We start from the raw sequence: 23,915 nt of genomic DNA, 5'->3' as shown, positions 1-23,915 counted from the left end.
CCTTTTTTTTTCTTTGTGGGGGGGGTTGTTTTTTTTTTTTTCGCCCGGGGGGGGGGCCCTTCCCCACACCCCGCCCCCCCCCACCCGGGACGGTGAACCCCGCCCGCACCCCCACACCGGGCACCCGTCCCCGCGTCGCACCCCCTCCGCACGCGCCCCGCTCCACCCTCTTCACCCCGCATCGAGCCGCACCTCCTGCACTTCGCACCGCATCGCACCACCTCCCTGAACCCCTCGTCGCCGCCGACGTGTAACCGACCGGAGGAACCGCCGTGGCCGCCAAGCCCCAGGTTCGCAATGCACCAGACGCAGGCCCCGCCCCCGAAGACCGCGAGAAGCATCCGGTCGACGAGACGCTGCCCCCTCTCAAGATGTTCACCAGTGGCCTCCAGCACGTGGCCGCCATGTACGCGGGTGTCGTCGCCCCGCCCCTGATCGTCGGAGCGGCCGTGGGCCTCTCCGGTACCGAACTGACGTTCCTCACCGGCGCGAGCCTCTTCACCGCCGGCCTCGCCACCTTCCTGCAGACGCTCGGCATCTGGAAGATCGGCGCCAAGCTGCCGTTCGTCAACGGCGTCACCTTCGCCGGTGTCGCGCCGATGCTGGCGATCGTCGACACCACCGAGAACAAGGCCGACGCGCTCCCCGTGATCTTCGGCGCGATCATCGTCGCCGGACTTCTCGGCTTCGCCGCCGCCCCCTTCTTCTCCCGGCTCGTGCGGTTCTTCCCGCCGGTCGTCACCGGCTCCGTGATCACCCTCATCGGTGTCTCCCTCCTCCCGGTCGCGTTCGGCTGGGCCCAGGGGCCCAATCCCAAGGCCGAGGACTACGGTTCGACCACGTACCTCTCGCTCGCCGGCATCACGCTCGTCGTCGTCCTGCTGCTCCGCCGCTTCACCCGCGGCTTCCTCAAGCAGGTCGCGGTCCTGGTCGGTCTCGTCCTCGGCACGCTCATCGCCATACCCTTCGGCGTCACCGACTTCAGCCCGGTGAAGGAGGCCGACATCGTCGGCTTCCCGACCCCGTTCCACTTCGGCGCCCCGCAGTTCGCCCTCGCCGCGATCATCTCCATGTGCGTCGTCATGCTGGTCTCCATGACCGAGTCGACCGCCGACATGCTGGCGCTCGGCGAGATCGTCGAGCGGCCCGCCGACGAGAAGACCATCGCGGCCGGGCTGCGCGCCGACACCCTCGGCTCCGCGCTCAGCCCGCTCTTCAACGGCTTCATGTGCAGTGCCTTCGCGCAGAACATCGGCCTGGTCGCCATGACCAGGATCCGCAGCCGCTTCGTCGTCGCCGCCGGCGGTGGCTTCCTGGTCCTGATGGGCCTCTCGCCGGTCGCCGCCTCGCTCATCTCGGTCGTGCCCCGGCCCGTCCTCGGCGGAGCCGGTGTGGTCCTCTTCGGCTCGGTCGCCGCGAGCGGCATCCAGACCCTGGTCAAGGCCGGTCTGGAGAAGGACAACAACGTGCTGATCGTGGCCGTCTCGCTGGCCGTCGGCATCATCCCGATCACGAAGCCGGACTTCTACCACGCCTTCCCGGAGACCGCCCAGATCATCCTGGACTCCGGCATCTCCACCGGCTGTGTCGCCGCCGTCCTGCTCAACGTGGTCTTCAACCACCTGGGCCGGGGCCGTGACGCCGACGAGGTCACCGCACCCATGGAGCCCGGCGAGGAGATCTCCGGCACCGCGAGCGCGAAGGCGGCGCACGTCCACTGAACCCGCTCCTCGTCCCACCGCCCGCCCCGGTCCCCGCGCACGCCGCGGGGCCCGGGGCCGCGGTGCGTGCCGGCCGCGGGGCGCCCGGGGCCGTGGTGCTGATCAACCCCAACACCTCCACCGCCACGACCGCGATGATGACCGCCCTCGCCCGCCGCGCCCTGGGGCCCGCCGTCCCCGTCCGGGGCGTGACCGTCGCCCGGGGCCCGCGCATGCTCACCGACCCGGAGGCCCTACGGGCGGCCGCCCCCGAGGTCCTCGCGGCCGGCCTCCGCGCCACGGCCGAGGGCGACTGCGCCGCCCTCCTCGTCGCCGCCTTCGGCGACCCGGGCCTGGCCGAGCTGCGCGCGGCGACCGCGGGGACCGGTATCCCGGTGGTCGGCCTCGGCGAGGCGGCGCTCCTGGCGGCGGCCGCCGACGGAACGCCCTTCGGCATCGCCACCACCACCCCGCTCCTCGGCGACGCCATCCACGCGCGCGTGACCGCCCTCGGCCTCGCCGACCGGTACACCGGCCTCCGGCTCACCGCCGGGACCCCCGAACGGCTCTCCGCCGACCCGGCGGTCCTCCTCGACCGCCTGGAGCGTGCCGTCCGCGCCTGCGTCGAACGGGACGGCGCCCGCGCGGTCGTCATCGGCGGCGGCCCGCTCGGCGAGGCGGCCGAGGAGCTCCGCGCCCGCTGCGCGGTCCGGGTCGTCGGCCCGATCCCGGCGGCCTGCCGGGCGATCGCCCACCTGCTGACGGGCTGACAGCGGCCGGCGGCGCTCACCCCTCCACCGCGATCCGCCGGCGGCACTCCTGGGCCAGCGGGGGATAGGCGGCGGCGATCGCCTCGTACAACCGCCGCCTCAGCAGCCGCTCGGCCTCGCCCCGCCCGGTCTCCCCGTACAGCCCGTCGAGCAGCGACTCGTACCGCGCGAGGGCGTGCCGCAGATAGCTCACCTGCCAGCGCACCAGCGCCCCGGCGGGCGCGGGCGTGCTCTCCGGCGGTACCGCCTCCCGCCGCGGCCCGGGACTTCGGGCCCCCAGCAGGTGCCGGTGCCGCATCGCCCGCCGCTCGAGCTCCGGCCCGGGCAGCCGGGGCACCTCGATCGGCTGCGCGCGGATCGCGGTCAGGACGGCGGCCCGCCGCCGCTCGGCATGGACCCCGGCGGCCGAGGCCCGGGACCGGCAGAGCGCGGCCGTCTCGGTGAACTCGGGCGTCCGCTCCACCGTCTCCACCCGGGCCAGGAGATAGAGCCGCACGGGCGCCAGGGACCAGCGGCGCGGATCGCGCCCCTGTACGTCGGGCGTGCCCAGCAGATCCCGCACCATCGCGTCGGTCCAGCCGCGCCGGCGCACCCCGGCGAGCGTCACATAGGTCGTACGGTCCGTCATGATTCCCCCTCGTTCGACTACGGAGCGTGACGATTCCAGTGAAGCGCACCCCACTGACAACGACCCCTTGCCGAGCCGGCGCCGGCTGTGCGATATAGGTCTGGACCTTTTCGACGGACGGAGGCCGGCCCGTGCAACGCCCGCTCGCCGCAAGCCTGTTGACCGCACTCGCACTCGCCCTCACCGCCTGCTCCGGCACCGCCGCCCCCACACCGAAGGACACCCGGGCGCCCACCGCCCCCACCGGCGTCACCGCCACCGCGGGCAGCGCGAGCACCGTCCACGTCATGTGGAGCGCGGCCACCGACGACCGCGCCGTCACCGGATACTCCGTCTACCGCGAGGGCCACAGGGTCAAGGACCTCCCCGCCACCACCCTCATGACCGACGTCGTCGGCCTCACCCCCGCCACCCGCCACCGCTTCACCGTCCGCGCCCGCGACGCCGCCGGCAACGTCTCGCCCCCCAGCGCCACCGTCACCGCCACGACCCTGCCCCCCACCGCCGAGGACCGCACACCCCCCACCGCCCCGACCGCCCTCCGCGCCACCGCCGACGGCAGCCGCGCCGCCACCCTCCGCTGGACCCCGGCCCGCGACGACACCTGGGTCACCGCGTACGACGTCTACCAGTCCGACACCCGCATCCACACCGTCCCCGGCACCGCCACCACCGCCCACCTCACCGGCCTGCGCCCCGGCACCGCCTACGCGTTCACCGTCCGCGCCCGCGACGCCGCCGAGAACTCCTCCCCGGACAGCACGCCGGCCGACCTCACCACCGCGCCCGCACCGGGAGCCCCGCCGAACACCGCCCCGAGAGACCTCACGGCCACCGCCGCCCACGGCGAGATCACCCTCACCTGGACCCCGCCGAGCACGGGCGCCCCCGTCACCCACCACGAACTCCACCTCGACGGCCGCTTCGCCACCACCATCGTCTGGGGCACCACCCCGCCCCCGGGCCGGGCCACCTACACCTTCCCGGTCCAGGACCCCCCGGGCACCCGCCACACCCTCACCCTCCGCGCCCGGCTCCCGGACGGCACCTGGGGCGACTTCTCGGCACCGAGGACGGTGGTCGTGCGCTGAACTCCCCCCAGCCTGGCCGAAATCGCACCCTTTCGCCGGACGTGACGGCCCCTCACCCTGCGACCAGGGGATGCGACAGGCCGCTGGGGGGCGCCGATGTCCGAGCCGATCTACGTACCCGCGCTGCCCGCCCGGTGGAGCGCGCTCACCGCGTACGACCAGCTGACACCCGAGGTACGCGCGCGCGTGGCACCCCTCTGGACCGTCGCGCCCCGGGTCGGCCGCGCCCGCACCCTGGGGACGCGCCCGTACCGTCCGCTCGACCCGGACCCGGCCGCGCTCGCCGGCCGACTGCGGACCGCACTGCACCGGCTGGTGGTCGCGCAGCGCGGTCTGCCCGCCTGGGTGGACACCTTCCACGCGGAGGACGAGCCGTGGCAGCTCGGCACGGAGTTCCGGCACGGCCTGACGGGGACCTCGCTCCGGCCCGTCACCGGTGTCGAGCGGGACGTCCGGCAGCAGCTCGCGACCGCCGAGGCCGCCCGCGCGAGCGGAAACGGTCTCGGTGTCCGGGTGTTCGTGCACGCGCTTCCCGACGAACGGCTCCGGGACGAGGTCGGAGGCCTGCTCGAACGGATCGGGCGCGCGCCCTGCCCCGTGGACCTCCTGGTCGACCTGGGAGGGGTCGTCGACGAGCACCGCCCGGCGGAGAAGTGGGCGCTGCGCTCCCTCGCCCTGCTCGGCCCCCTCCACCGCTGGCGCACGATCGCCGTGGTCGCAGGCTCGTTCCCCCGGACGTACCCCGAGGGCTACGGGGCTCCGCTCGCGGAGGCCCAGCGATTCGACTGGGACCTCTGGCACATGCTCGTCGACGGACCCGAACAGCCGCCCGTACGCGTCACGTACGGCGACTACGGGGCCGACCACGCCGGAGGCGCCGACCGGCCGAGCACCGCGGGCGGCGGCTCGCCCTGGGGCGTCGTCCGCTACACCACCGACCGCACCTTTCTCCTGGGACGGGTGCCCACCCAGGGGTCCGACCACGCGGACGCGATCCGCGAGCTCGTCCGCGAGATCGTCGAAGCGGAGGACTTCCGGGGAGCGGAGTTCAGCGAGGGGGAGCGCTGGCTCGTCTCCTGCGCGGACGGATCGGGCACGGCCGGAGCGGGCAACCCCGCCGTCTGGCTCCGGGCCGGGCACGTCCAGCACATGGCCCAGGTCGTCCGCGGCCTGCGGCGACACTCCTGACGCGTCGCCCCATCCCGCCGGAACCTCCTCGCCCGAACTACCCTGGGAAGCGTGGCCGGGACCGTTCTCACCAACACCGGGCTCGACAGCTTCCTCGACGGAGCGCCCGAGCGTCGTGACCCCGCGTTCGCGCGGGCCGCCGAAGCGGTCCTCGGACTGCTCGCACTGCGCGGCGCCGACCGGGCGACCGGGGTGCCCGAGCCGACGCCAGGTCTCGTACGGCAACTGCTCGTCGAGGACCTGCCCACCTTCGTGTACGCGCCGCCCGGCGAGCTCGCCGCCTACCCGGCCGTCCTCGGCGCCCTCGCCGCCCGGTTCGACGGCGGGCGGCGCGAGCGGATCGCCGTGGTCGTCGCCGAGTCCGCGCCCGACTTCGAACGCGCCATGAAGGACCCCGGCAACCTCACCTGGCACCGCTGGTACGCCTCGCTCCTGCGGACCGTCGGCGCCGACCTCGCCGACCCCGAGGACGTACGCCGCCGGCTCGCCGCCCTCGACGGCGCACCGCTCCCCGACGGCGTGCGCCGCGCCCACCTGATGGGGCGTACGGCCCTCGCCGACGTCCTGCTCTCCGAAGCGCTGACACGCGCGTACGTGCGGGACGCCGAGGCGCCCCCCGCCGCCGGACCGCTGCTCACCGACCACGCCGTCGCGACCGGCATCGGGCAGCTCGCCGCCGCGCTCCAGGACCGCTGGACCGCCGCCGGGCTCGCCGAGCAGCTCGCCGGCCCGTACGCCCGCTTCGCCCCAGGACCCGAGGCCTTCCCGCACCTCGTCCTCGCCGACGCCCTCCTCGACGAGCACCTGGACTACTACGGCGACCCCGCCGCCCCCGTACCCCCGCCGCCCGCGATCGAGGCCGGGCCCGTCGAGGAGGACGCCGACACCCTGATCGCCGCCGTCGAGGAGCTCGCGGAGGAGGAGTTCGAGCCGTACGGCGGCGAGGCGCCGCACCTGCTGTACGCGGTGTACCAGCGCGGCTGCTCCGCCGATTCCGTCGCCCGCAAGGCCGCCGAGTACGAGGACTGGTCCGTCGACCCGGCCCTTGAGGACCTGCCCGTGGCCGTACCGGACGCGGCACCCGACCCGTACACCACCCCGCCCGTGCCGGAGCTCGTACGACTCCTCGGCACGGCCGAGCTCAACGAGGCCGACCGCGCCCGGCTCGAAGGACCGGCCCGCGACCTCGCCGCCGTCCTCGACCGCCTGGCCGCCACCGGCCTGGTCTTCCGCGCCGGCGACGCCTTCGGGCTCACCCCGCGCGGCGCCGGCGTCGTGCGCTATCTGCTCGGAGTGCGCGGGGTCGCCGCGCCCGACGCCGCCGAGGCCACCGCCTGGCCCGCGGAGGACCTGGTCGCCGCCGCCGGCGGCTGGTCCGCGTCCGTCGCCGCGCGCGTGCTCGCCGACTGGCTCCACGCGCGCGGGGACACCGCCGACGCCTGGTCGCAGCTGCTCGCCGCCCTCGGCACCGTCCACGCCGGGACCGCCGAGGCGGCCGCCACCCGCGGTCTCTTCGCCGCCCTGGACACGTCCGGCGCGCCTCCCGAGGCGCTGCGCGGCGCCCTGCGCGACCCGGTCATCGGCGCCTACGCCCTCGACGCCCTGCGGGACAGGGGCGAGGAGGCGGACCCGATCCAGGTGCGGACCTCGGCCCGGGCCCTGCACGTCCTCGACGCGCTGCCCGCCAAGAAGGGGCCCCTGGAGTCCCGCCGGGCCGCCTTCGACGCGGCGGCGGCCGCCTGGCCGGGCGGTTCCGCCGCCCTGGTCCGCGCGATGGCGGCGGCGGACCGCCACGAGACCGAGCGGGTCCTCCACCCGCTCGGCATCGCCCTGCCGTGAGCTCCTATCCCGCCGTGAGGTACATGCCCGACGGCCCGGCCCCGGCCGTGTTCCGGCAGCTCTTGTTCCCCGTCGGGGAGGCGTGGATCAGCGCCAGGCAGCGTCCGAAGCCCTGCTGGCCGTAGGCGTTGGGGTGCATCGACTCCTGGACGAGGCCCTGTGTGCTCTGGCTGTCGATCCAGCGCGCCCACTCGCTCGTCGTCCCCGACGGCGGCACCGTCGACGTCACCTGCTTGCTGGCCTTCGCGCAGACCTCACGGCCCTGGAGCGCGTCCCGCAGGTCGAGGAACTGCACGCCCTTGGCCGTGGCGACGCCCTTGAGACGGTCGGCGATCTGGGGGACGAGGGAGTCGCGGGCCCAGTCGGAGTCGAGGTTCCAGAAGGGGCAGCCACCGGTGTTCGTACGGGTCCAGCCGCTCTCGGCGTGCCGGTTCTCGGCGGCGCGCGGGATGGGGGAGGGGTACGACTGGAGCACGATCCGGTAGTCGGAGGCGGCGTATCCGGCGGCGGTCATGACCGCCCGGATCTCGTCGACGGACCGGCCGACGTCGGCCATCACGCCGTCGATCTTCGCGTCGACCTCGGCCTGCTGGTCGTCGTGGCAGTACGAGTACCAGACGATGTAGTCGGTCGCGCAGGTGGAGATGATGTCGGCGAATCCGAGGTCGTTGCCGCCGATGGACAGGGCGATCAGCTCGACGTCGTTGGCGGCGGCGACGGCCGCCAGCTGGTCGGCCTGGGGCGCCTCGCCCTTGTAGGCCTGGCCGCCCTGGGAGGCCCGGAAGACGTTGTCCGTCGTCGCCCCGGAGCAGGCGAGGTTGATGAGCGAGCTCGCGATCGCGCCCGCGCTCTTCACCTCGGCGGTGTCCGAGCGGTGACAGCCGCCGGCGGTGGAGCCGTACACGCGGGACGGGTCGTAGGTGCTGCCGGTCCAGGCGCGGTCGGTGCCGTTGCGGCTGCCGGAGTTGGTGAGGCTGTTGCCCTGCCAGCGGCCGGCCTCTCCCGAGATGTAGCTGTCGCCCATGGTGACGACGGCGGTGGGGCCCGTGCCGGGGGAGGCGTGGGCTGCCGGGGCGGCGACGGAGGCGAGCCCGGCGGCGGTACACAGTGCCAGGAGTGCGCGCAGCGCACGGTGGGGGGTCGAAGGCATGGCTGTGCTCCTGCGGTATGCGGTGACGCAGTGACGTGGGGGACAGCCGCCGGCCGGTGGCATGGCGGAATCTCGCACGGCGTGACTTGTTACCGCTAGGTAGCTGCATATCTCGGTTCCGTCACGTCACCTGTGCGGTCACAGGAACGCCGACAGGGCCCCGTCCCCGGTGCTGTGCGACACCGGGGACGGGGCCCTGCTCAGGTTGCTGTCGGCGGCTGTGCGGGCAGCCGAGTCAGCCGTACGGATCGAGTCAGCCGACCAGCTGCTCGTACGCGGGAAGCGTCAGGAAGTCGGCGTAGTCCGCGTCGAGGGAGACGTGCAGCAGCAGGTCGTGGGCCTGCTGCCACCTGCCGGCCGTGAAGGCCTCGTCGCCGATCTCGGCGCGGATCGCGGCGAGCTCCTCGGCGGCGACCTTGCGGGCGAGCTCGGGGGTGGCGGTCTCGCCGTTCTCGAACACGACGCCCGCGTTGATCCACTGCCAGATCTGGGAGCGGGAGATCTCGGCGGTGGCCGCGTCCTCCATCAGGTTGAAGATGGCGACGGCGCCGAGGCCGCGCAGCCAGGCCTCGATGTAGCGGATGCCGACCTGGACGGCGTTGCGCAGGCCGTCGTACGTGGGCTTCGCGTCGAGCGAGTCGATGGCGATGAGGTCGCCGGGCGCGACGGAGACGTCCTCGCGGAGGCGGTCCTTCTGGTTCGGCCGGTCGCCGAGGACGGCGTCGAAGGAGGCCATCGCGATCGGGACCAGGTCGGGGTGGGCGACCCAGGAGCCGTCGAAGCCGTCGCCGGCCTCGCGGTCCTTGTCGGCCTTGACCTTCTCGAAGGCGACCTTGTTGACCTCGGCGTCCTTGCGGGACGGGATGAACGCCGCCATGCCGCCGATGGCGTGCGCGCCGCGCTTGTGGCAGGTGCGGACGAGGAGTTCGGTGTAGGCGCGCATGAACGGGGCCGTCATCGTGACCGCGTTGCGGTCCGGGAGGACGAACTTGGCTCCGCCGTCACGGAAGTTCTTGACGATGGAGAACAGGTAGTCCCAGCGGCCGGCGTTCAGGCCGGCGGCGTGGTCGCGGAGCTCGTAGAGGATCTCCTCCATCTCGTACGCGGCCGTGATGGTCTCGATGAGGACCGTGGCGCGGACGGTGCCCTGCGGGATGCCGACGTAGTCCTGGGCGAAGACGAAGATGTCGTTCCAGAGGCGGGCCTCCAGGTGCGACTCCGTCTTCGGGAGGTAGAAGTACGGGCCCTTGCCGAGGTCGATCAGACGCTGGGCGTTGTGGAAGAAGTAGAGACCGAAGTCGACGAGCGCGCCGGGCACCGGGCGTCCGTCGAAGGTGAGGTGACGCTCCTCCAGGTGCCAGCCGCGCGGCCGCATGACGACGGTGGCGAGCTGGTCGGCCGGCTTCAGGGCGTACGACTTGCCCGACTTCGGGTCCGTGAAGTCGATCTTCCGGGTGTACGCGTCGATCAGGTTGACCTGGCCGAGGACGACGTTCTCCCAGGTCGGCGCCGAGGCGTCCTCGAAGTCCGCCAGCCAGACCTTCGCGCCGGAGTTGAGCGCGTTGATCGTCATCTTGCGGTCGGTCGGGCCGGTGATCTCGACACGGCGGTCGTTCAGGGCCGCCGGGGCCGGCGCGACCTTCCAGGAGTCGTCGGCGCGGATCGCGGCGGTCTCCGGAAGGAAGTCCAGGGTGGACGTACGGGCGATCTCGGCGCGGCGCTCCGCCCGGCGGGCGAGGAGCTCGTCCCGGCGCGGGGTGAACCGCCGGTGCAGTTCGGCGACGAAGGCCAGGGCGGCCTCGGTGAGCACCTCCTCCTGACGCGGGAGGGGCTCGGCATCGACGACGGCCAGGGGGGACGGCGCTGGTGCGGACATGAACTGTCACTTCCTTCAGCGGACTTCACGGGCGTGCCAGGCGGCCGCCGGGCGTCACGGGACGGCACGGAGTGCCGCAGGCGCCGAGATACGGCCGCGAGCGCCCTCTGAACTAGCAGGGGCTTCTGAACAGTGGATACTAGTTTCCTCATGGTGGAAGTTCAATGGTTTGTTGATGTCGAGATTCTCCGGATCGACAGAACATGGCGCTCGGTGCCAGCCCGTTCACTCCAGGTGCGAGAGATCCGCCTCCGTGTCGATGTCGTAGGGCTCGGCCACATCCGAACAGTCCACCGGGGTGATCGCATCCCGGTGCGCCGCCAGATAGTCCCGCGCGCCCCGGTCCCCGACCGCCGTCGTCGCGATGCCCGCCCAGTGCCCGGCACCGAACAGCACCGGATGGCCGCGCTCCCCGTCGTACGAGGCCGCCGCCAGCGAATCCCGGGAGCCGTACGCCGCCCGGACCCGAGCCACGGCCTCCGCCCCGATCCCCGGCTGGTCGACCAGGAGCACGAGCGCCGCGTCCACGCCCCGCGGATCGGAGGCCAGCGACACGAGCCCGGCCCGCAGCGAGGACCCCATCCCCTCCGCCCACTCCGGGTTGTCCACAAGCACGCACCCGGACAGCTCGGCCCGCTCCCGCACGGTCTCGGCCGCCGCCCCCAGCACCACGTGCACCACCTCGCACCCGGCCGCGCGCAGCACCCCCACGGCATGCTCGACCAGCGGCCGCCCCCGGTGCGTGAGCAAGGCCTTGGGCCGCCCCCCGAGCCGCCGCCCACCCCCGGCGGCGAGCAGCAGTCCGGCGACGACGGGGCTTCGATCTTCTGTGGCTGTCATGAGGACTGCATACCTCATCGGCCGGAATCACACGGTCGCCTGAATTCCGTCCGCCAAGGGTGGCGCGGGGGGTGGCGAAGGAGTTAACTGGCCCGCGGCTCACGGCGCCCGGCCGTTGTCCGGGGGAGTGGCTCGGGGTGTCCGGAGTGTTCGTCGTACGGAGTTCTGCGCACGATGTCGTGCGGGGGGAGAACCATGTTGCGAAGCGTGGGGCAGAGGCGAGTGACCGGCGAGGGCGTGGACCCCAGGGTGGTCGAACTGCGGTCCGCCGTGTCCCGGCTCCGGCGGGAACTGGCCGCCCACCGGGTCGATTTCGCCGACCGGGGGATCGCCGAGGACCAGCTCGCCGCCCTTGACGCCATGGCGCTCAGCGGCGACCCCGAGGTGTGGAGGCTGCGCCGCTCCCTGCTGCTCGTCGCGGGTTCCGTCGGCTCCGTCAGCGCGCTCGCCGAAGGACTCGCCGGCGTGCGGCGGGCCGTCGAGCTCTTCGGGCCTCCGCAGCCCGGGCAGTAGACCGGCGACCGGTCTCGGGCCCGGTCCTCCCCCGCGAAGCCCCTCCGGAGCGGGCCCTTCGGGTACCCGGGAGGGGTTTGCACGGCTCTGTGCGATGGCCGAACCGTGGAGAAGGCTTCCATCCTGAAGGTAGGTCCCGCCCCGGCGGGCCCGACCGGAAGGTGGTGGTGGACGTGGAGGCCACGGCTGACGATCTGCCGCGGGGCGGCCCGGTTCCCGGCGGTGCCGACCCGCTGGGGGACCCGTACCTGCGGACACGATTCGCCCTGCCGAACCGCCCCGGTACGTTCCTGCGCCGCGACCGGCTGGTCGAGCACCTCGGGCAGGCCCTGCTGACCCCGCTGACCGTGGTCAACGGCAGTGCGGGGGCCGGCAAGACCCTCCTGGTCGCCGACTGGGCCGCGAACCTGGGGCGGCCGGTCGCCTGGCTCGCGCTCGATGCGGCGGTCGAGGGTCCGGGGATGTTCTGGGCCCATCTGCTCCAGTCCCTGAACGCCGGCGGGGTCCCGGCACCCGCCACCGTCGGCTTCCCCACCGACGCGAGGCGGGTGCCTCACACGCTCCTGAGCCGACTCGCCTGGGGACTCGCCGGGCGCGACCGGCCCGTCATCGTGGTGATCGACGAGTTCGAGCGGATGACCGACCCCGAGGTCGGACGGCAGCTGGAGTTCGTCCTGCGGCACGCGAGGCCGGGGCTGCGGCTCGTCCTCGTCAGCCGCACCGAGCCCCTCCTCCCGCTCCACCGCTACCGTCTCGCCGGCGAGATGACCGAGATCCGGGACGCCGAGCTGGCCTTCACCACCGAGGAGGCGGTCGATCTCCTGGAGCTGCACGGGCTGTCACTGGCCGTTCCGGTGGCCCGGGCGCTGGTGGAGCGCACCCGGGGATGGGCGGCCGGCCTCCGGCTGAGCGCCCTGGCCGCGCGGTCGACCCCGGATCCCGAGCTCTACCTGAAGGAGTTCGAGGCCGGGCAGGGCACCATCGCCGACTTCCTGCTTGCCGAGGTACTGGAACGGCAGACACCGGAGACCCAGGACCTGCTGCTGCGGGTCAGCGTGCTCGACCGCTTCTGCCCCGACCTCGCGGACGAGCTGACCCGGCGGCGTGACGCCGCGACGATCCTGGCCGCGCTGCACCGCGCCAACGCCTTCGTCGAGGACTTCGGTCAGGGCTGGTACCGGCTCCACCCCTTGTTCCGGGAGATCCTCCGGGCCCATCTGCGGCAACGCGCCCCCGGCCTCGAGCCGGAGCTGCACCGGCGCGCCGCACACTGGCTGCGGCGCTCCGGCACGCTCCCCGAGATGCTGGCGCACGGCGCCGCCGCCCAGGACTGGACGTACATGGCCCGCGCCCTGGTCGAGGACCTGGCGATAGGACAGCTCTTCACCGGCCTCGGCTCCGGGGAGCCGGTGGACTGGTTCGCCGGGATGGAGGGAGAGGTGCCCGACCCGTCCCTGAACCTCGTCCGCGCCGCGTGCGAGCTGTCCCGCCGGGATCTCGACGGCGGCCTGGCGCACCTGCGCCGCGCGGCGGACCAGCTGACGGCCGAGGGCGGCGGCTCCCCGGCGGCGCGGCTGAGCTGGGCCCTGCTCGAGGCGCTCGCCGGACGGCTGCTCGGCTCGGCGGACCGGGCCGAGCGCGCCACCCGGTCGGCCCGGCGGCTGATGCCGCAGATGCCGTCCCGGCTCCTTGACGGGCACCCGGAACTCGCCGCCCTCCTGCTGACCGACGTGGGCTCCTCGCTGCTGTGGGCCGGACACCTCGACGAGGCCAGGGCCGCCCTCACCGCGGTGACCCGCGGTCCCCGTACGGCCTCCACGGTCCTCCCGCGGATGGAGGCGCTGGAACACCTGGCGCTCCTCGAGCACCTCGACGGCCGGCCGGGCGCGGCGGAACGCAGGGTCTTCGCGATGACGGCCGAGGCCGAGCGGTACGGCCTGGCCCAGCCGGCGGGTTCCGGGCTCGGACAGCTGGTGCTCGCCGAGGTCGCCCTCGACCGGGACGAGGTGGACCGCGCCGAGGCCCTCCTCGCCCGGACGTCCGACCAGCAGCCGGAGGACCCGGTGACGGCCGCCGTCAGACGGGCCGTGACGGCCGGTGTGCTCCTGGCCCGGGGCCGTACGCGGGAGGCGCCGGCCGCCGCGGCCCGGCCCGTCCCCGCCGCCGAGGCCTCGCCCTGGGCGCAGGGGCGTGCCGCCCTGGTCGCCGCGGACGCCCATCTGGCCGAGGGCCGCCCGGAAGCGGCCGTCGAAGTCCTCCGGGAGGTCGCCGACGACCTGCCGCTGTGCACCGTCGGCGCGGCGCGGGCCCACCTCGCCGCCGGCGACCCCGGCACGGCCCTCCGCCTGCTCGACGGCCTCGCGGCCCACGGGAGCGCAGGACCGGCGGTGTCCGTACCGGCCGCGCTGGTACGGGCACAGGCGGCGGCACTGGAGGGGGACACCGCCACCGCCCGCAGGATGCTCGCCCAGGCTCTTGCCGAGGGCCGCCGCGAGGAGCTCAGGCGCGCCTTCCGGATCGCCGGGCCCTGGATCGCTCCCTTCCTCGCCGAGCCCGCGCTGCGGGCACCCGCCGCCGGATGGCTCGTACCGGGATCCGAGCCGTACGACGGGACGGAGCGGGGCGGACCCGGGTCCGGGCCGGGCGCACCGGTGGAGCAGCTCAGCGGACGGGAGCGCGAGGTCCTGGAGCGGCTCGCCCGGGCGATGTCGACCGAGGACATCGCCGCCGACCTGTACGTGTCCGTGAACACGGTGAAGACCCACCTCAAGAGCGCCTACCGGAAGCTGTCGGTGCACCGGCGCAACGACGCCGTCCGCCGCGCCCGGGAGCTGGGGCTGCTGTGACCGGACACCCGGCGGCCGCGGGCACACCGGTCCCGCCGCCCTCCCTCACCCGCGCCGGGTGAGGCGGCCGGCGACCGTTTCGGATGTGATGGCGGCGAGGGTGGCTCAACACCTCCGCTGCCGCTGACACCGGCGGCCAGGCCCGAGGCGGCGACCGTGAAGAAGTGGCGCGCTCTGATCGTGCTGGGGACGGCCCAGTTCCTGATGGTCCTTGACACCTCCGTCATGAACGTCTCCATCAGCCAGCTGGTCGAGGACTTCGACACCGAGGTGACCGCCATCCAGGCCGTCATCACCCTGTACTCCCTGGTCATGGCGGCGTTCATGATCATCGGCGGCCGGATCGGGGACATCCTCGGCCGCCGCCGGGTGTTCCTGGTCGGCATGGCGGTCTACGGCGTCGGCTCGGCCCTGACCGCCGTCTCGCCCACGCTGTGGGTGCTGGCCCTGGGCTGGTCCGTCATCGAGGGGCTCGGCGCCGCCCTGGTGCTTCCGTCCATGGCGGCCCTCGTCGCCGAGTCCTACCGGGGCCGCGACCGCTCCGTCGCGTACGGCGTCATCGGGGGCCTGGCCGGTGCCGGCATCGCGGTCGGCCCGCTGCTCGGCGGCTGGGTGACGACGTACCTCACCTGGCGCCTGGTCTTCGCGGGCGAGGTCGTGGTGGTGCTGGCCGTGCTGCTCCTGCGGCGGGCGATCCCGGAAACGCCCCGGCCGAGCCGGGTTCCCGGCCTGGACGTCGTCGGTGCCGCGCTGTCGGCTGCCGGTCTGGGCCTCGGGGTGCTCGGCGTGCTGCAGAGCAGCACCTGGGGATGGGTGCAGCCGCGCAACCCGCCCTTCACCGTCTTCGGCTTCGCCCCCACGCTGTTCGTGGTCGGGGCCGGGGTGGTGGTCCTGTTCCTCTTCCGGGTCTGGGAGGAGAGGCGGGAGGCCGGCGGTGCCGACCCCCTGGTCCATCTCGCCTTGTTCCACCGGCCCACCCTGCGCTCCGGGCTGATGACCCTGCTGAGCCAGAACCTCATCCTGCTGGGGCTGTTCTTCACCATCCCGCTCTATCTGCAGGTGGTGCAGGGGCTCGACGCCTTCGAGACGGGACTGCGGCTGCTGCCGGTCTCCGTCACCATGCTCGCGGCCTCCCTGGGCGCGGCGAAGCTCGGACGCAGGCTGGGACCGAAGCGGATCGTACGGATGGCCCTGGTGCTGCTCCTCGCCGCCATCGTCTGGCTCCTCGGCACCATCGACCCCGTCATCGACGACTCCCAGTTCTTCGCGGCCATGGCGCTCCTCGGCCTGGGCATGGGGCTGCTCGCCTCTCAGCTCGGCAACGTCGTCCAGTCCAGCGTCGGGGAGCGGGAGCGCAGCGAGGTCGGCGGCCTGCAGTTCACCGCCCAGAATCTGGGGTCCGCGCTGGGCACGGCCCTCATCGGGTCCCTGCTGATCGGGGCCCTGGCCCAGGCCTTCACCAGCCAGGTGGAGGACGACCCGAGGCTCTCGGAGGCGGCACGCCAACAGACGAGCGTCGCCCTGGAGGCCGGGATCAGCTTCGTCCCCACCGACCAGGTCCGTGTGGCGGCGCAGGACGCGGGACTTCCACCCCAGGAGGTGGAGGCCGTCACCGACTCGTACGCCTCGGCCCAGCTGGCCGGCCTCAAGGCGGCCATCCTCGCGACCGGGGGCATCACCCTCGCGAGCTTCCTGGTGACGCGCGGCCTCCCCGGTGCGGGCGGGGCCACGGCGGACGGCCCCACGGGTGCGAGCCGCCGCCGGGACACCGAGGGTCCCACGCCGACGGAGCCCGGCTCGGAGGGCTCCTGAGTCACCCGCGCAGGGTGAGGCCGCCGGAGCCAGGAAGACGGACCATCGCATCAGGACCGGCCTGTGACAGCCACCCCCACCACGGGAGGGGCAGACCATGCAGTACGAGATCCGGATCGACGGACTCATGTCGGAGACGCTGATCGGATCCTTCCCCGAGCTGGAGCACGTGACGATCTCCGGCCAGACGGTGCTGTACGGCCCGCTCGTGGACGAGGCCCACCTCTACGGGCTGCTGGCCCGCTTCCAGTCCCTCGGACTGCACGTGGTGGAACTGCGGCGGCTGCCGGAGTGACCGAGACGGACCCCGGCGGGAGCCCGGCGGGAGAAGGAACCGGAACGGAGCGGACACATGGACACACCGATGTACCTCGCCTACGACTATCCGCTGCTGAGCATGTTCTGGACCATGCTCTGGTTCTTCCTGTGGATCCTGTGGTTCATCCTGCTCTTCCGGATCATCGGCGACATCTTCCGCGACGACGCCCTGGGCGGCTGGGGCAAGGCCGGCTGGACGGCGTTCGTCATCCTGCTGCCCTTCCTCGGCGTGCTCGTCTACGTGATCGCCCGCGGCAAGAGCATGGGCCGCCGGGAGATCGACCACGCCCGCGAGAAGCAGCAGGCCTTCGACGCCTACGTCCGCGAGACCGCCGGCGGCGACCGCAGGCCCAGCCGGGCCGAGGAACTCCACCGGCTCGCCGACCTCCGCACGCGGGGCGACATCAGCGAGGAGGAGTTCCAGCGGGCCAAGGCCCTCGTCCTGAACGACGACCGCCCGTCCACCGCCTCCGGCACCAGCACGGCCCCTCAGTGAGACGGGCCGGAAGAAGGAGAGACCGACATGAACGCCACGCACACCGCTCACGCCTCGTCGGCGAAACACGCCTGGGCCGCGGGCCTGCGGTACTTCGCCGCCGTCATGCTCTTCCTCGCGGGACTGCTCGGCATCTTCCGAGGGATCATGGCCATCGCCGAGGACGAGGTCTTCGTCACCACGCGCAACTACGTCTTCCAGTTCGACCTCACCGGTTGGGGCTGGGTCCACCTGGGCCTGGGCATCGTCGCCGTACTGGTCAGCTTCGGACTCTTCGCGGCGGCGGCCTGGGCGCGGTACACCGGCATCGGCATCGCCGCGCTCGTGATCATCGCCAACTTCCTGTCGCTGCCGTACTACCCGTGGTGGTCCGTCATCGTGATCGTGATGTCCGGGTTCATCATCTGGGCCCTGTGCGTCGACCGGGGTGAGGACGAGGGCGTCGGCCGTCCCACCGACGGGAGGCTGCAGTGAACGACCTCAAGTTCGAGCAGAAGAGCTCCGTGACCCGTACCGAGGCCGCCGAGCAGCTGGAGGCGCTCGCCGAGGCGCTCAGGGCGGGTGAGGAGGCGGAGGTCCCGCTGGGAGGCGGCGTACTGAGCCTGCGGGTCCCCGAAGAACTCCGCAGCGAGGTGGAGTTCGAGGTCGATGACGGCGAGATCGAGCTGGAGATCGAGCTGAAATGGCGGACGGGCCGCGGCTCACGCGACACGGCCGCCCCCGAGAGGAAGGCCGACGAGCCAGAGGCACCCGAGCCCGAGCCCCCGCCCGAGCCGAGAACCAGGCCCGGAGCGAAGAGGGCCGCGGCGAAGAAGGCCGCGGCGGGGAGCGAGCCGCCCGCACCCGCCGCCCGGAGACGGAAGGCCACGTCACCCGCCAAGTCCAGGCGCACCGCCCCGAAGTCCGCGTGAGCCCGTTCTCGCTCGGGGGCGGGTTCTCGTGTCACCCACTTGGCCGGGCTGCCGTGCCGGTACGGCCGGCCACGAGTTGGGTGGGAACCCCGACCCCCGAGAACGGTTGCTGCCATGTACGAGATGCACATCGCGCCCGACGACTCCAGCGGACTCCTGGTCTGGCACGTGATCGCCAAACAGGCGGGCAACAGCCTCTGCGGTCAGACCGTCGACCGTGACGTGGACGGGATGCGGACGGACCGGCACTGTCTGTCGTGCATGCGGTCCTTCCAGGAGCTGATGGCCGCGCGGGCCGACTCGTCGACCGAGGGCCGGCCCGACGGCCTCACCGTCTGATCAGCCGGCGGGCCGTCGCCGCCGCCACCGCCGCCGTGCGGGAGTCCACGCCCAGCTTCGCGAAGATGTGCACCAGGTGGGACTTCACCGTCGCCTGGCTCAGGAACAGCGCCTTGCTGATCTGCTGGTTCGACAGGCCCTCGCCCACCAGCTGCAGGACCTCCAGCTCCCGCTTGGTCAGCGCCTCCGCCGGAGTCCGCATCCGGTCCATCAGCCGGTGCGCCACGGCCGGCGCCAGGGCCGACTGGCCGGCCGCCGCCGTCCGGACCGCCGCCGCCAGCTCCTCCGGCGGCGCGTCCTTCAGGAGGTAGCCGGACGCGCCCGCCTCCACCGCCGCCAGGATGTCCGCGTCCGTGTCGTACGTCGTCAGGACCAGCACCTTCGGTCCGCCCGGTACCGCCGTGATCGCCGCCGTCGCCTCCGAGCCGTGCATCCCGGCGCCGAACTGCAGGTCCATCAGGACCACGTCCACGTCCCCGGCGGCGGCCAGCTCCACCGCCCGCTCGGCCGTGGCCGCCTCCGCGACCACGGCGAAGTCCGGCTCGGTGTCGAGGACCGCGCGCAGGCCCGCCCGTACCACCGGGTGGTCGTCGGCGAGGAGGAGTCGGATGGTCATGCTCAGGCTCCAGCGGGAAGAGGGAGGGAGACGGCGACGGCGGTGCCCTGGTCCGGCGCCGACTCGACGGTGAACGTGCCGCCCAGCGACTCCGCCCGCGAGCGCATCGCCGGAAGACCGAAACCGCCGTCGGAGGACGGCCGTACGGAGGCGGGGTCGAAGCCCCGGCCGTCGTCGACCACGTCCAGGGTCACCGACGCGTCCATGAAGGAGAGGGTGATCTCGGCCCGCGAGGCCGCCGCGTGCCGCACCGTGTTCGCGAGCGCCGACTGCGCGATCCGCAGCAGCGCCACCTCGTACGGCGTCGGCAGCTCGGCCGGGGTCCCGCTCACCGAGAACCGGACCCGCGGCCCGGCCCCCGGCCCGTACGGACCGGCCTCGACCGGTTCGCACAGGCGCTCGAGGGCCGCCGCCAGCGAGCCGTGCTCCAGGTCCAGCGGCGAGAGCGCCCGCACGAAGCGCCGGGCCTCCGCCAGATTGTCCTGCGCCGCCTCACGCGCCCGCCCGATGTGCCCCGCCGCGGGGGAGTCCGGCGGGAGCACCCGCTCGGCCGCCCGCAGCAGCAGCTGGATCGAGGACAGGCCCTGCGCGAGCGTGTCGTGGATCTCCCGCGCGAGCCGCTCCCGCTCGGCGAGCGTCCCGGCGTGCCGCTCCGCCGCCGCCAGCTCCGCCCGCGTCTCGATCAGCTCCTCGATGAGCCGGCGCCGCCGCTCGCTCTCCCGGTACAGGGCCTGGTAGCCGAGGACCGTCGCCACCGCGACCGCCGCGCCGAGCAGCGGCCCGATGAAGACCCCCGGATTGAGCGCGGCGCCGTGCCCCACGTACGAGAGGATCGCCGCGCCCGCCGTCAGCCCCACGGCCGGCAGCGACCAGCGGGTGGGCAGCAGGTGCAGCTGGAGGAAGTACAGGGGGAAGGCCAGCCAGAGCGCCTCCGGGGTGAGCCAGAGCAGCCCGAGCCAGGTCGCGCCGAGGACCGCCAGCCACACGGCGGCGGCCCGCTGCGAGCTCCGCACGGACGGCACGTACGAGCCGGCCGCGTACACCGCGCCCATGACGACCGCCGCCACCGTCCCGGCGGGCGAGTGCGCCCGTACCGCCGCCAGCGCGAGCAGGCCCGCCATGAGGAGGTGCAGGCAGAGGCGCAGGGCGCGGAGGGCGGGGGTGAGGGAGCGGGGATCCATGGTCCCACCAGCCTAGACAGCGGGAGACAATCCGGACTCAACCGAAAGTTTGATTGCGGAGCCATCCGTGGCGCGATGCCCGCGGGGCCCCTCGCGGACCAGTCTGGTCAGCATGTTCGTGGCATGGAGAGACCTGAGATTCGCCAAGGGGCGTTTCACCCTCATGGGCACGGTGATCGTGCTGATCACCCTGCTCGTGGGCCTGCTGTCCGGGCTGACCGCCGGGCTCGCGCGAGAGAACATCTCCGCGATCACCGGTCTGCCCGCCGACCGGCTGGCCTTCGCGGCGCCGCCGTCCGGGCAGTCGGTCTCCTTCACCAATTCGACGGTGACGGAGGAGCAGTGGCGCGGGTGGGCGGAGCGGCCCGGGGTGACGGAGGCCGATCCGCTCGGCATCCGTACCCTCAACGCCGCCGCCGGTGACCGCACCGCCGCCGTCTCCGCCTTCGGTACGGAGCCGGGCTCGGGGCTCGCGCCCGGGACCGTGGGCGCGGGGAAGGCGGTCCTGTCCGAGTCGGCGGCTCAGGAGCTGGCCGTGCGCGCAGGCGACACCGTCCGCCTCGGCCCGCTGAAGGTCACCGTCTCCGCGGTCTCCGGCGACGCCTCGTACAGCCACACGCCCGTGGTGTGGACCTCCCTCGGCGACTGGCAGAAGCTCGGCCACAGCGGCACCACCGCGGGGGAACAGGCCACCGTCATCGCGCTGAGCGGCGACGACGTCGACTGGGCGGCCGGCGACAAGGCCGCCGGCACCGAGGCCCGCACCCTCGACGGGGCCCTCACCGCCATAGGGTCCTACCAGGCCGAGAACGGCTCGCTGCAGCTGATGCGCGGCTTCCTCTTCGCCATCTCCGCGCTCGTCATAGGAGCCTTCTTCACCGTCTGGACCATCCAGCGCAGCGGTGACGTCGCCGTCCTCAAGGCGCTCGGCGCCTCCACCCCGTACCTCCTCAAGGACGCCCTCGGGCAGGCCGTCCTCATGCTCACCGCCGGCACCCTGCTCGGCACCGCGCTCGCGGTCGGCATCGGCGCCCTCGTCAGCGGCGGGAACGTGCCCTTCGTCCTCGAACCGCTGACCGTCCTCGGACCGGCCGCCGTGATCGTCGTCCTCGGTGTCCTCGGCGCCGCCCTGTCCATCCGGCGGATCACCGCCGTCGACCCCCTCACCGCCCTCGGGAGCGCCCGATGAGCCTCGTCCTCGACGCCGTCACCCTCACCTACCCCGACGGCGACGGCCGGCTCACCGCCCTCGACGCCGTCTCCCTCACCGTCCCCGCCGGGACGCTCACGGCCGTCGTCGGCCCGTCGGGCTCCGGCAAGTCCAGCCTCCTCGCGGTCGCCGCCACCCTGGTGACCCCGGACGAGGGGCGGGTCGTCGTCGCCGGTACGGACACGGGGCCGCTGACCGCCGCCGCCAAGGCGGAGCTGCGCCGTGAGCACATCGGGATCGTCTTCCAGCAGCCGAACCTGCTGCCCTCGCTGAGCGCGGTGGAGCAGCTCCAGGTGATGGCCCACCTGTCGAAGCGGGCGCCCAAGGCGGTACGGGGCCGGGCCCTGGACCTGCTCGACGCGGTGGGCCTCGCGGACCAGGCGCACCGGCGGCCGCACCAGCTGTCGGGCGGTCAGCGGCAGCGGGTCAACATCGCGCGGGCGCTGATGAACGAGCCGTCCGTGCTCCTGGTCGACGAGCCGACCAGCGCCCTGGACCACGAGCGGGGGGCGGCGGTGATGGACCTCCTGGCCACGCTGACGGCGGAGCGGGGGACCGCGACGGTCCTGGTCACCCACGACCGCACGCACCTGGCCCGCACGGACCGCACGGTGACGGTCCAGGACGGCCGGCTCACGGAGTCGCCGGTACGGGCCTGAGGACCCGGGTCGGGCTTGGGCCACCGCGTCAGCGGGACCGGCGGGAGCGGGCCCGCCACCCGAGGGCGAGGGCGACGACGCCCACCAGCATGGCGACGTACGCGCCGCCCAGGCCGTTGCCGGTGCCGAGGCCGCCGTCGGCGGTGGCCGCGACCACCGCGCCGGCGACCACGGCGACCGCTCCGGCCAGGAGCGCCGTGACCGCCCCGTTCCGCCGGGCCCAGCCGGCGATGTGGCCCGGGCCTGCGGTACGGGCCAGGGCGAGGCCGCCGTTGACCGCGCCGAGGAGGCCGACGACCGCCGCCACGGAGGAGGTGACGCGGCCGACGCTCAGGGTGTAGACGCTCGCGGCGACGGGCTGGACCACGGGGTCGGCGGCCGCCGGGACGGCGAACGCGAGACCGCAGACCAGGACGGCTCCGGTCACGGCGAGCACGGTGCGGACGGACATGGGCTGCTCCTTCTGGAGGCGGGATCAGGACGTGGCCCGAGCATGTCCGCCCGCCCCCTCGCCCGTCGTCCGGCGGGCGCGGTCATTTCGCGCTGCCGCGGACGCGGCAGAAACCGCGCGACTACCGCGTCCGCGGTAGTCGCAGGCTCCTCCGTGAGCGGGATCCGCCCGGGCGCGGGGCCTGTCCGACGACGAGATCGCCCCCCCGCCGGCCTCAGCCCTGGTTGTTGCCGGAGGTGTTCGCCAGGGCCGCCGAGAGCTCGCGTGCGACCTCCTGGAGGATCGGGACGATCTTCTCGGTGGCCGCCTCGGTGACCCGGCCCGCCGGGCCCGAGATGGAGATGGCCGCCGCGGTGGGGGAGTCCGGCACGGAGACCGCGAGGCAGCGGACTCCTATCTCCTGCTCGTTGTCGTCGACCGCGTACCCCGTCTCGCGGACCGCGACGAGCGCGTCGAGGAAGCCGTCCGGGGTGGTGATGGTCTTCTCGGTCGCGGCCGGCATGCCGGTGCGGGCCAGCAGCGCCCGTACCTCCTCCGCCGGGGTGTGCGCGAGGAGCGCCTTGCCGACGCCGGTCGAGTGCGGCAGGACCCGGCGGCCGACCTCGGTGAACATGCGCATCGAGTGCTTGGAGGGCACCTGTGCCACGTACACGATCTCGTCGCCGTCGAGCAGCGCCATGTTCGCGGTCTCGCCGGTCTCCTCGACGAGCCGCGCCAGGTAGGGGCGGGCCCAGGTGCCGAGGAGGCGGGAGGCGGACTCGCCGAGCCGGATGAGCCGGGGGCCGAGCGCGTACCGGCGGTTGGGCTGCTGGCGGACGTAGCCGCAGGCCACGAGGGTGCGCATGAGCCGGTGGATGGTGGGGAGCGGGAGTCCGCTGCTGGCGGAGAGCTCGCTCAGCCCGACCTCGCCCCCGGCATCGGCCATCCGCTCCAGGAGGTCGAAGGCGCGCTCAAGGGACTGGACGCCCCCGCTCGCGGCGGCGGGCTTGGCGGCGTCGGTGGTGCTGGCGCTGGACGTCGGCACGTCAACGGTCCTTTCGGGGCAGGCGGGCAAGGCAGCAGCCTACCGGGCCGCCGGCCGGGGCACACGGTCCCGGTCCCGGCGTCAGCGCCGGTCAGGGGGTGTTTGTCCGGTGTCGGCGAGGGCCCGGAGCGGTCGGGGTCCGGCCCGCATGTGCGGAGCTACGTTCTACTGTACGGAATTCTCATTCCACTTTGTGGAAACCTCTAAGTCGGGTTCGCCGACGGCCGATGCTGGAAGTGTGCCCTTGACGACCCGTCGCCCGGAAGTGAAGACTCCTTTTCAACAGTTCGTTGAAATTCTCGGTTTTCTCTGCGAGTCACTTGAAGAGAGGGGTACGGGTGGACGTCAACCTGGTCCTGCGCTCGACACGCGTCATCACCCCGGAGGGGACGCGGCCCGCGTCGATCGCCGTCTCCGGCGGGACGATCGCGGCCGTGCTGCCGCACGACGCCGAGGT

23 protein-coding genes are annotated in these 23,915 nt (G+C 73.6%); 15 read left to right on the top strand and 8 right to left on the bottom strand.

Annotation, left to right across the window (positions count from 1 at the left end; all coding sequences use genetic code 11):
* The first annotated feature begins 272 nt into the window (after positions 1-272).
* Together ACWGN5_RS34130 and ACWGN5_RS34125 are read left to right on the top strand one after the other, a co-directional pair.
* Entirely contained in the window at positions 273-1,721 is a 1,449-nt protein-coding gene (locus ACWGN5_RS34130; RefSeq protein WP_453522298.1) for a nucleobase:cation symporter-2 family protein, read from the top strand.
* A 92-nt stretch (positions 1,722-1,813) separates the two neighbouring features.
* Entirely contained in the window at positions 1,814-2,470 is a 657-nt protein-coding gene (locus ACWGN5_RS34125; protein ID WP_453522297.1) for an aspartate/glutamate racemase family protein, read from the top strand.
* 16 nt (positions 2,471-2,486) lie between these two features.
* Here ACWGN5_RS34125 and ACWGN5_RS34120 read toward each other — a convergent pair whose 3' ends face one another.
* Positions 2,487-3,098 (bottom strand): hypothetical protein, encoded by a 612-nt coding sequence (locus tag ACWGN5_RS34120; protein ID WP_453522296.1) that lies wholly within the window; start codon positions 3,096-3,098, stop codon positions 2,487-2,489.
* A 158-nt stretch (positions 3,099-3,256) separates the two neighbouring features.
* On the opposite strand from ACWGN5_RS34120, the gene ACWGN5_RS34115 reads away from it, so the two are divergent.
* The 3 genes from ACWGN5_RS34115 to ACWGN5_RS34105 all read left to right on the top strand — a co-directional run bounded on the left by ACWGN5_RS34115 (position 3,257) and on the right by ACWGN5_RS34105 (position 7,216).
* Positions 3,257-4,189 (top strand): fibronectin type III domain-containing protein, encoded by a 933-nt coding sequence (locus ACWGN5_RS34115; protein WP_453522295.1) that lies wholly within the window; start codon positions 3,257-3,259, stop codon positions 4,187-4,189.
* Between the two features lie 96 nt (positions 4,190-4,285).
* Positions 4,286-5,377, top strand: coding sequence for a beta family protein (locus ACWGN5_RS34110; protein ID WP_453522294.1), 1,092 nt, complete (start codon positions 4,286-4,288; stop codon positions 5,375-5,377).
* 51 nt (positions 5,378-5,428) lie between these two features.
* Positions 5,429-7,216 carry a hypothetical protein gene (locus ACWGN5_RS34105; RefSeq protein ID WP_453522293.1) on the top strand — a complete coding sequence of 596 codons (1,788 nt, stop codon included), beginning with the start codon at positions 5,429-5,431 and terminating at the stop codon, positions 7,214-7,216.
* Positions 7,217-7,220: 4 nt separating this feature from the next.
* On the opposite strand, the gene ACWGN5_RS34100 is transcribed toward ACWGN5_RS34105, so the two are convergent.
* The 3 genes from ACWGN5_RS34100 to ACWGN5_RS34090 all read right to left on the bottom strand — a co-directional run bounded on the left by ACWGN5_RS34100 (position 7,221) and on the right by ACWGN5_RS34090 (position 11,082).
* Positions 7,221-8,366 carry a GDSL-type esterase/lipase family protein gene (locus ACWGN5_RS34100; protein WP_453522292.1) on the bottom strand — a complete coding sequence of 382 codons (1,146 nt, stop codon included), beginning with the start codon at positions 8,364-8,366 and terminating at the stop codon, positions 7,221-7,223.
* 253 nt (positions 8,367-8,619) lie between these two features.
* A complete protein-coding gene (aceB, locus tag ACWGN5_RS34095; protein WP_453522291.1) occupies positions 8,620-10,242 on the bottom strand; it encodes a malate synthase A in 1,623 nt (540 codons plus the stop codon).
* A 225-nt stretch (positions 10,243-10,467) separates the two neighbouring features.
* Positions 10,468-11,082 carry a nucleotidyltransferase family protein gene (locus ACWGN5_RS34090; protein ID WP_453522290.1) on the bottom strand — a complete coding sequence of 205 codons (615 nt, stop codon included), beginning with the start codon at positions 11,080-11,082 and terminating at the stop codon, positions 10,468-10,470.
* A gap of 195 nt (positions 11,083-11,277) precedes the next feature.
* On the opposite strand from ACWGN5_RS34090, the gene ACWGN5_RS34085 reads away from it, so the two are divergent.
* The 8 genes from ACWGN5_RS34085 (at position 11,278) to ACWGN5_RS34050 (ending at position 18,317) form a co-directional block, all read left to right on the top strand.
* Complete coding sequence (locus ACWGN5_RS34085; protein WP_453522289.1) at positions 11,278-11,595, top strand: DUF5955 family protein; 318 nt, start codon at positions 11,278-11,280, stop codon at positions 11,593-11,595.
* A gap of 167 nt (positions 11,596-11,762) precedes the next feature.
* The gene (locus ACWGN5_RS34080) at positions 11,763-14,441 is read left to right on the top strand and encodes a LuxR C-terminal-related transcriptional regulator (protein ID WP_453522288.1); all 2,679 of its coding nucleotides are present in this window, start codon (positions 11,763-11,765) and stop codon (positions 14,439-14,441) included.
* 156 nt (positions 14,442-14,597) lie between these two features.
* A complete protein-coding gene (locus ACWGN5_RS34075) occupies positions 14,598-16,253 on the top strand; it encodes an MFS transporter (RefSeq protein WP_453522287.1) in 1,656 nt (551 codons plus the stop codon).
* A gap of 97 nt (positions 16,254-16,350) precedes the next feature.
* Positions 16,351-16,548, top strand: a complete 198-nt coding sequence (locus tag ACWGN5_RS34070) for a hypothetical protein (RefSeq protein ID WP_453522286.1) — start codon at positions 16,351-16,353, stop codon at positions 16,546-16,548.
* Between the two features lie 57 nt (positions 16,549-16,605).
* Positions 16,606-17,067: an SHOCT domain-containing protein gene (locus ACWGN5_RS34065; RefSeq protein ID WP_453522285.1), complete on the top strand. Its 462-nt coding sequence runs from the start codon at positions 16,606-16,608 to the stop codon at positions 17,065-17,067.
* Between the two features lie 27 nt (positions 17,068-17,094).
* A complete protein-coding gene (locus ACWGN5_RS34060; RefSeq protein WP_453522284.1) occupies positions 17,095-17,541 on the top strand; it encodes a DUF7144 family membrane protein in 447 nt (148 codons plus the stop codon).
* Positions 17,538-17,978: an amphi-Trp domain-containing protein gene (locus ACWGN5_RS34055; RefSeq protein ID WP_453522283.1), complete on the top strand. Its 441-nt coding sequence runs from the start codon at positions 17,538-17,540 to the stop codon at positions 17,976-17,978. Before ACWGN5_RS34060 ends, ACWGN5_RS34055 begins: the two co-directional genes overlap by 4 nt.
* A 114-nt stretch (positions 17,979-18,092) precedes the next feature.
* Entirely contained in the window at positions 18,093-18,317 is a 225-nt protein-coding gene (locus tag ACWGN5_RS34050; protein ID WP_453522282.1) for a hypothetical protein, read from the top strand.
* Here ACWGN5_RS34050 and ACWGN5_RS34045 read toward each other — a convergent pair.
* A complete protein-coding gene (locus ACWGN5_RS34045) occupies positions 18,307-18,933 on the bottom strand; it encodes a response regulator (protein WP_041131959.1) in 627 nt (208 codons plus the stop codon). The two genes, ACWGN5_RS34050 and ACWGN5_RS34045, sit on opposite strands and share 11 nt — an antisense overlap.
* Positions 18,934-18,935: 2 nt before the next feature.
* Positions 18,936-20,114, bottom strand: coding sequence for a sensor histidine kinase (locus ACWGN5_RS34040; RefSeq protein WP_453522281.1), 1,179 nt, complete (start codon positions 20,112-20,114; stop codon positions 18,936-18,938).
* A gap of 112 nt (positions 20,115-20,226) precedes the next feature.
* On the opposite strand from ACWGN5_RS34040, the gene ACWGN5_RS34035 reads away from it, so the two are divergent.
* Positions 20,227-21,303: an ABC transporter permease gene (locus tag ACWGN5_RS34035; protein WP_453522280.1), complete on the top strand. Its 1,077-nt coding sequence runs from the start codon at positions 20,227-20,229 to the stop codon at positions 21,301-21,303.
* On the top strand, positions 21,300-21,983 hold the full coding sequence (locus tag ACWGN5_RS34030; RefSeq protein ID WP_453522279.1) for an ABC transporter ATP-binding protein: 684 nt from the start codon (positions 21,300-21,302) through the stop codon (positions 21,981-21,983). Before ACWGN5_RS34035 ends, ACWGN5_RS34030 begins: the two co-directional genes overlap by 4 nt.
* A 28-nt stretch (positions 21,984-22,011) precedes the next feature.
* On the opposite strand, the gene ACWGN5_RS34025 is transcribed toward ACWGN5_RS34030, so the two are convergent.
* Positions 22,012-22,434: a DUF6223 family protein gene (locus ACWGN5_RS34025; RefSeq protein ID WP_453522278.1), complete on the bottom strand. Its 423-nt coding sequence runs from the start codon at positions 22,432-22,434 to the stop codon at positions 22,012-22,014.
* Between the two features lie 214 nt (positions 22,435-22,648).
* Positions 22,649-23,458, bottom strand: a complete 810-nt coding sequence (locus ACWGN5_RS34020; RefSeq protein ID WP_369147381.1) for an IclR family transcriptional regulator — start codon at positions 23,456-23,458, stop codon at positions 22,649-22,651.
* Positions 23,459-23,915: the final 457 nt, after the last annotated feature.

It is taken from the genome of Streptomyces sp. NPDC055815, assembly GCF_053616475.1.
Note: the sequence above shows the minus strand (reverse complement) of the source record. Positions and strands in the feature narration are given on the sequence as shown.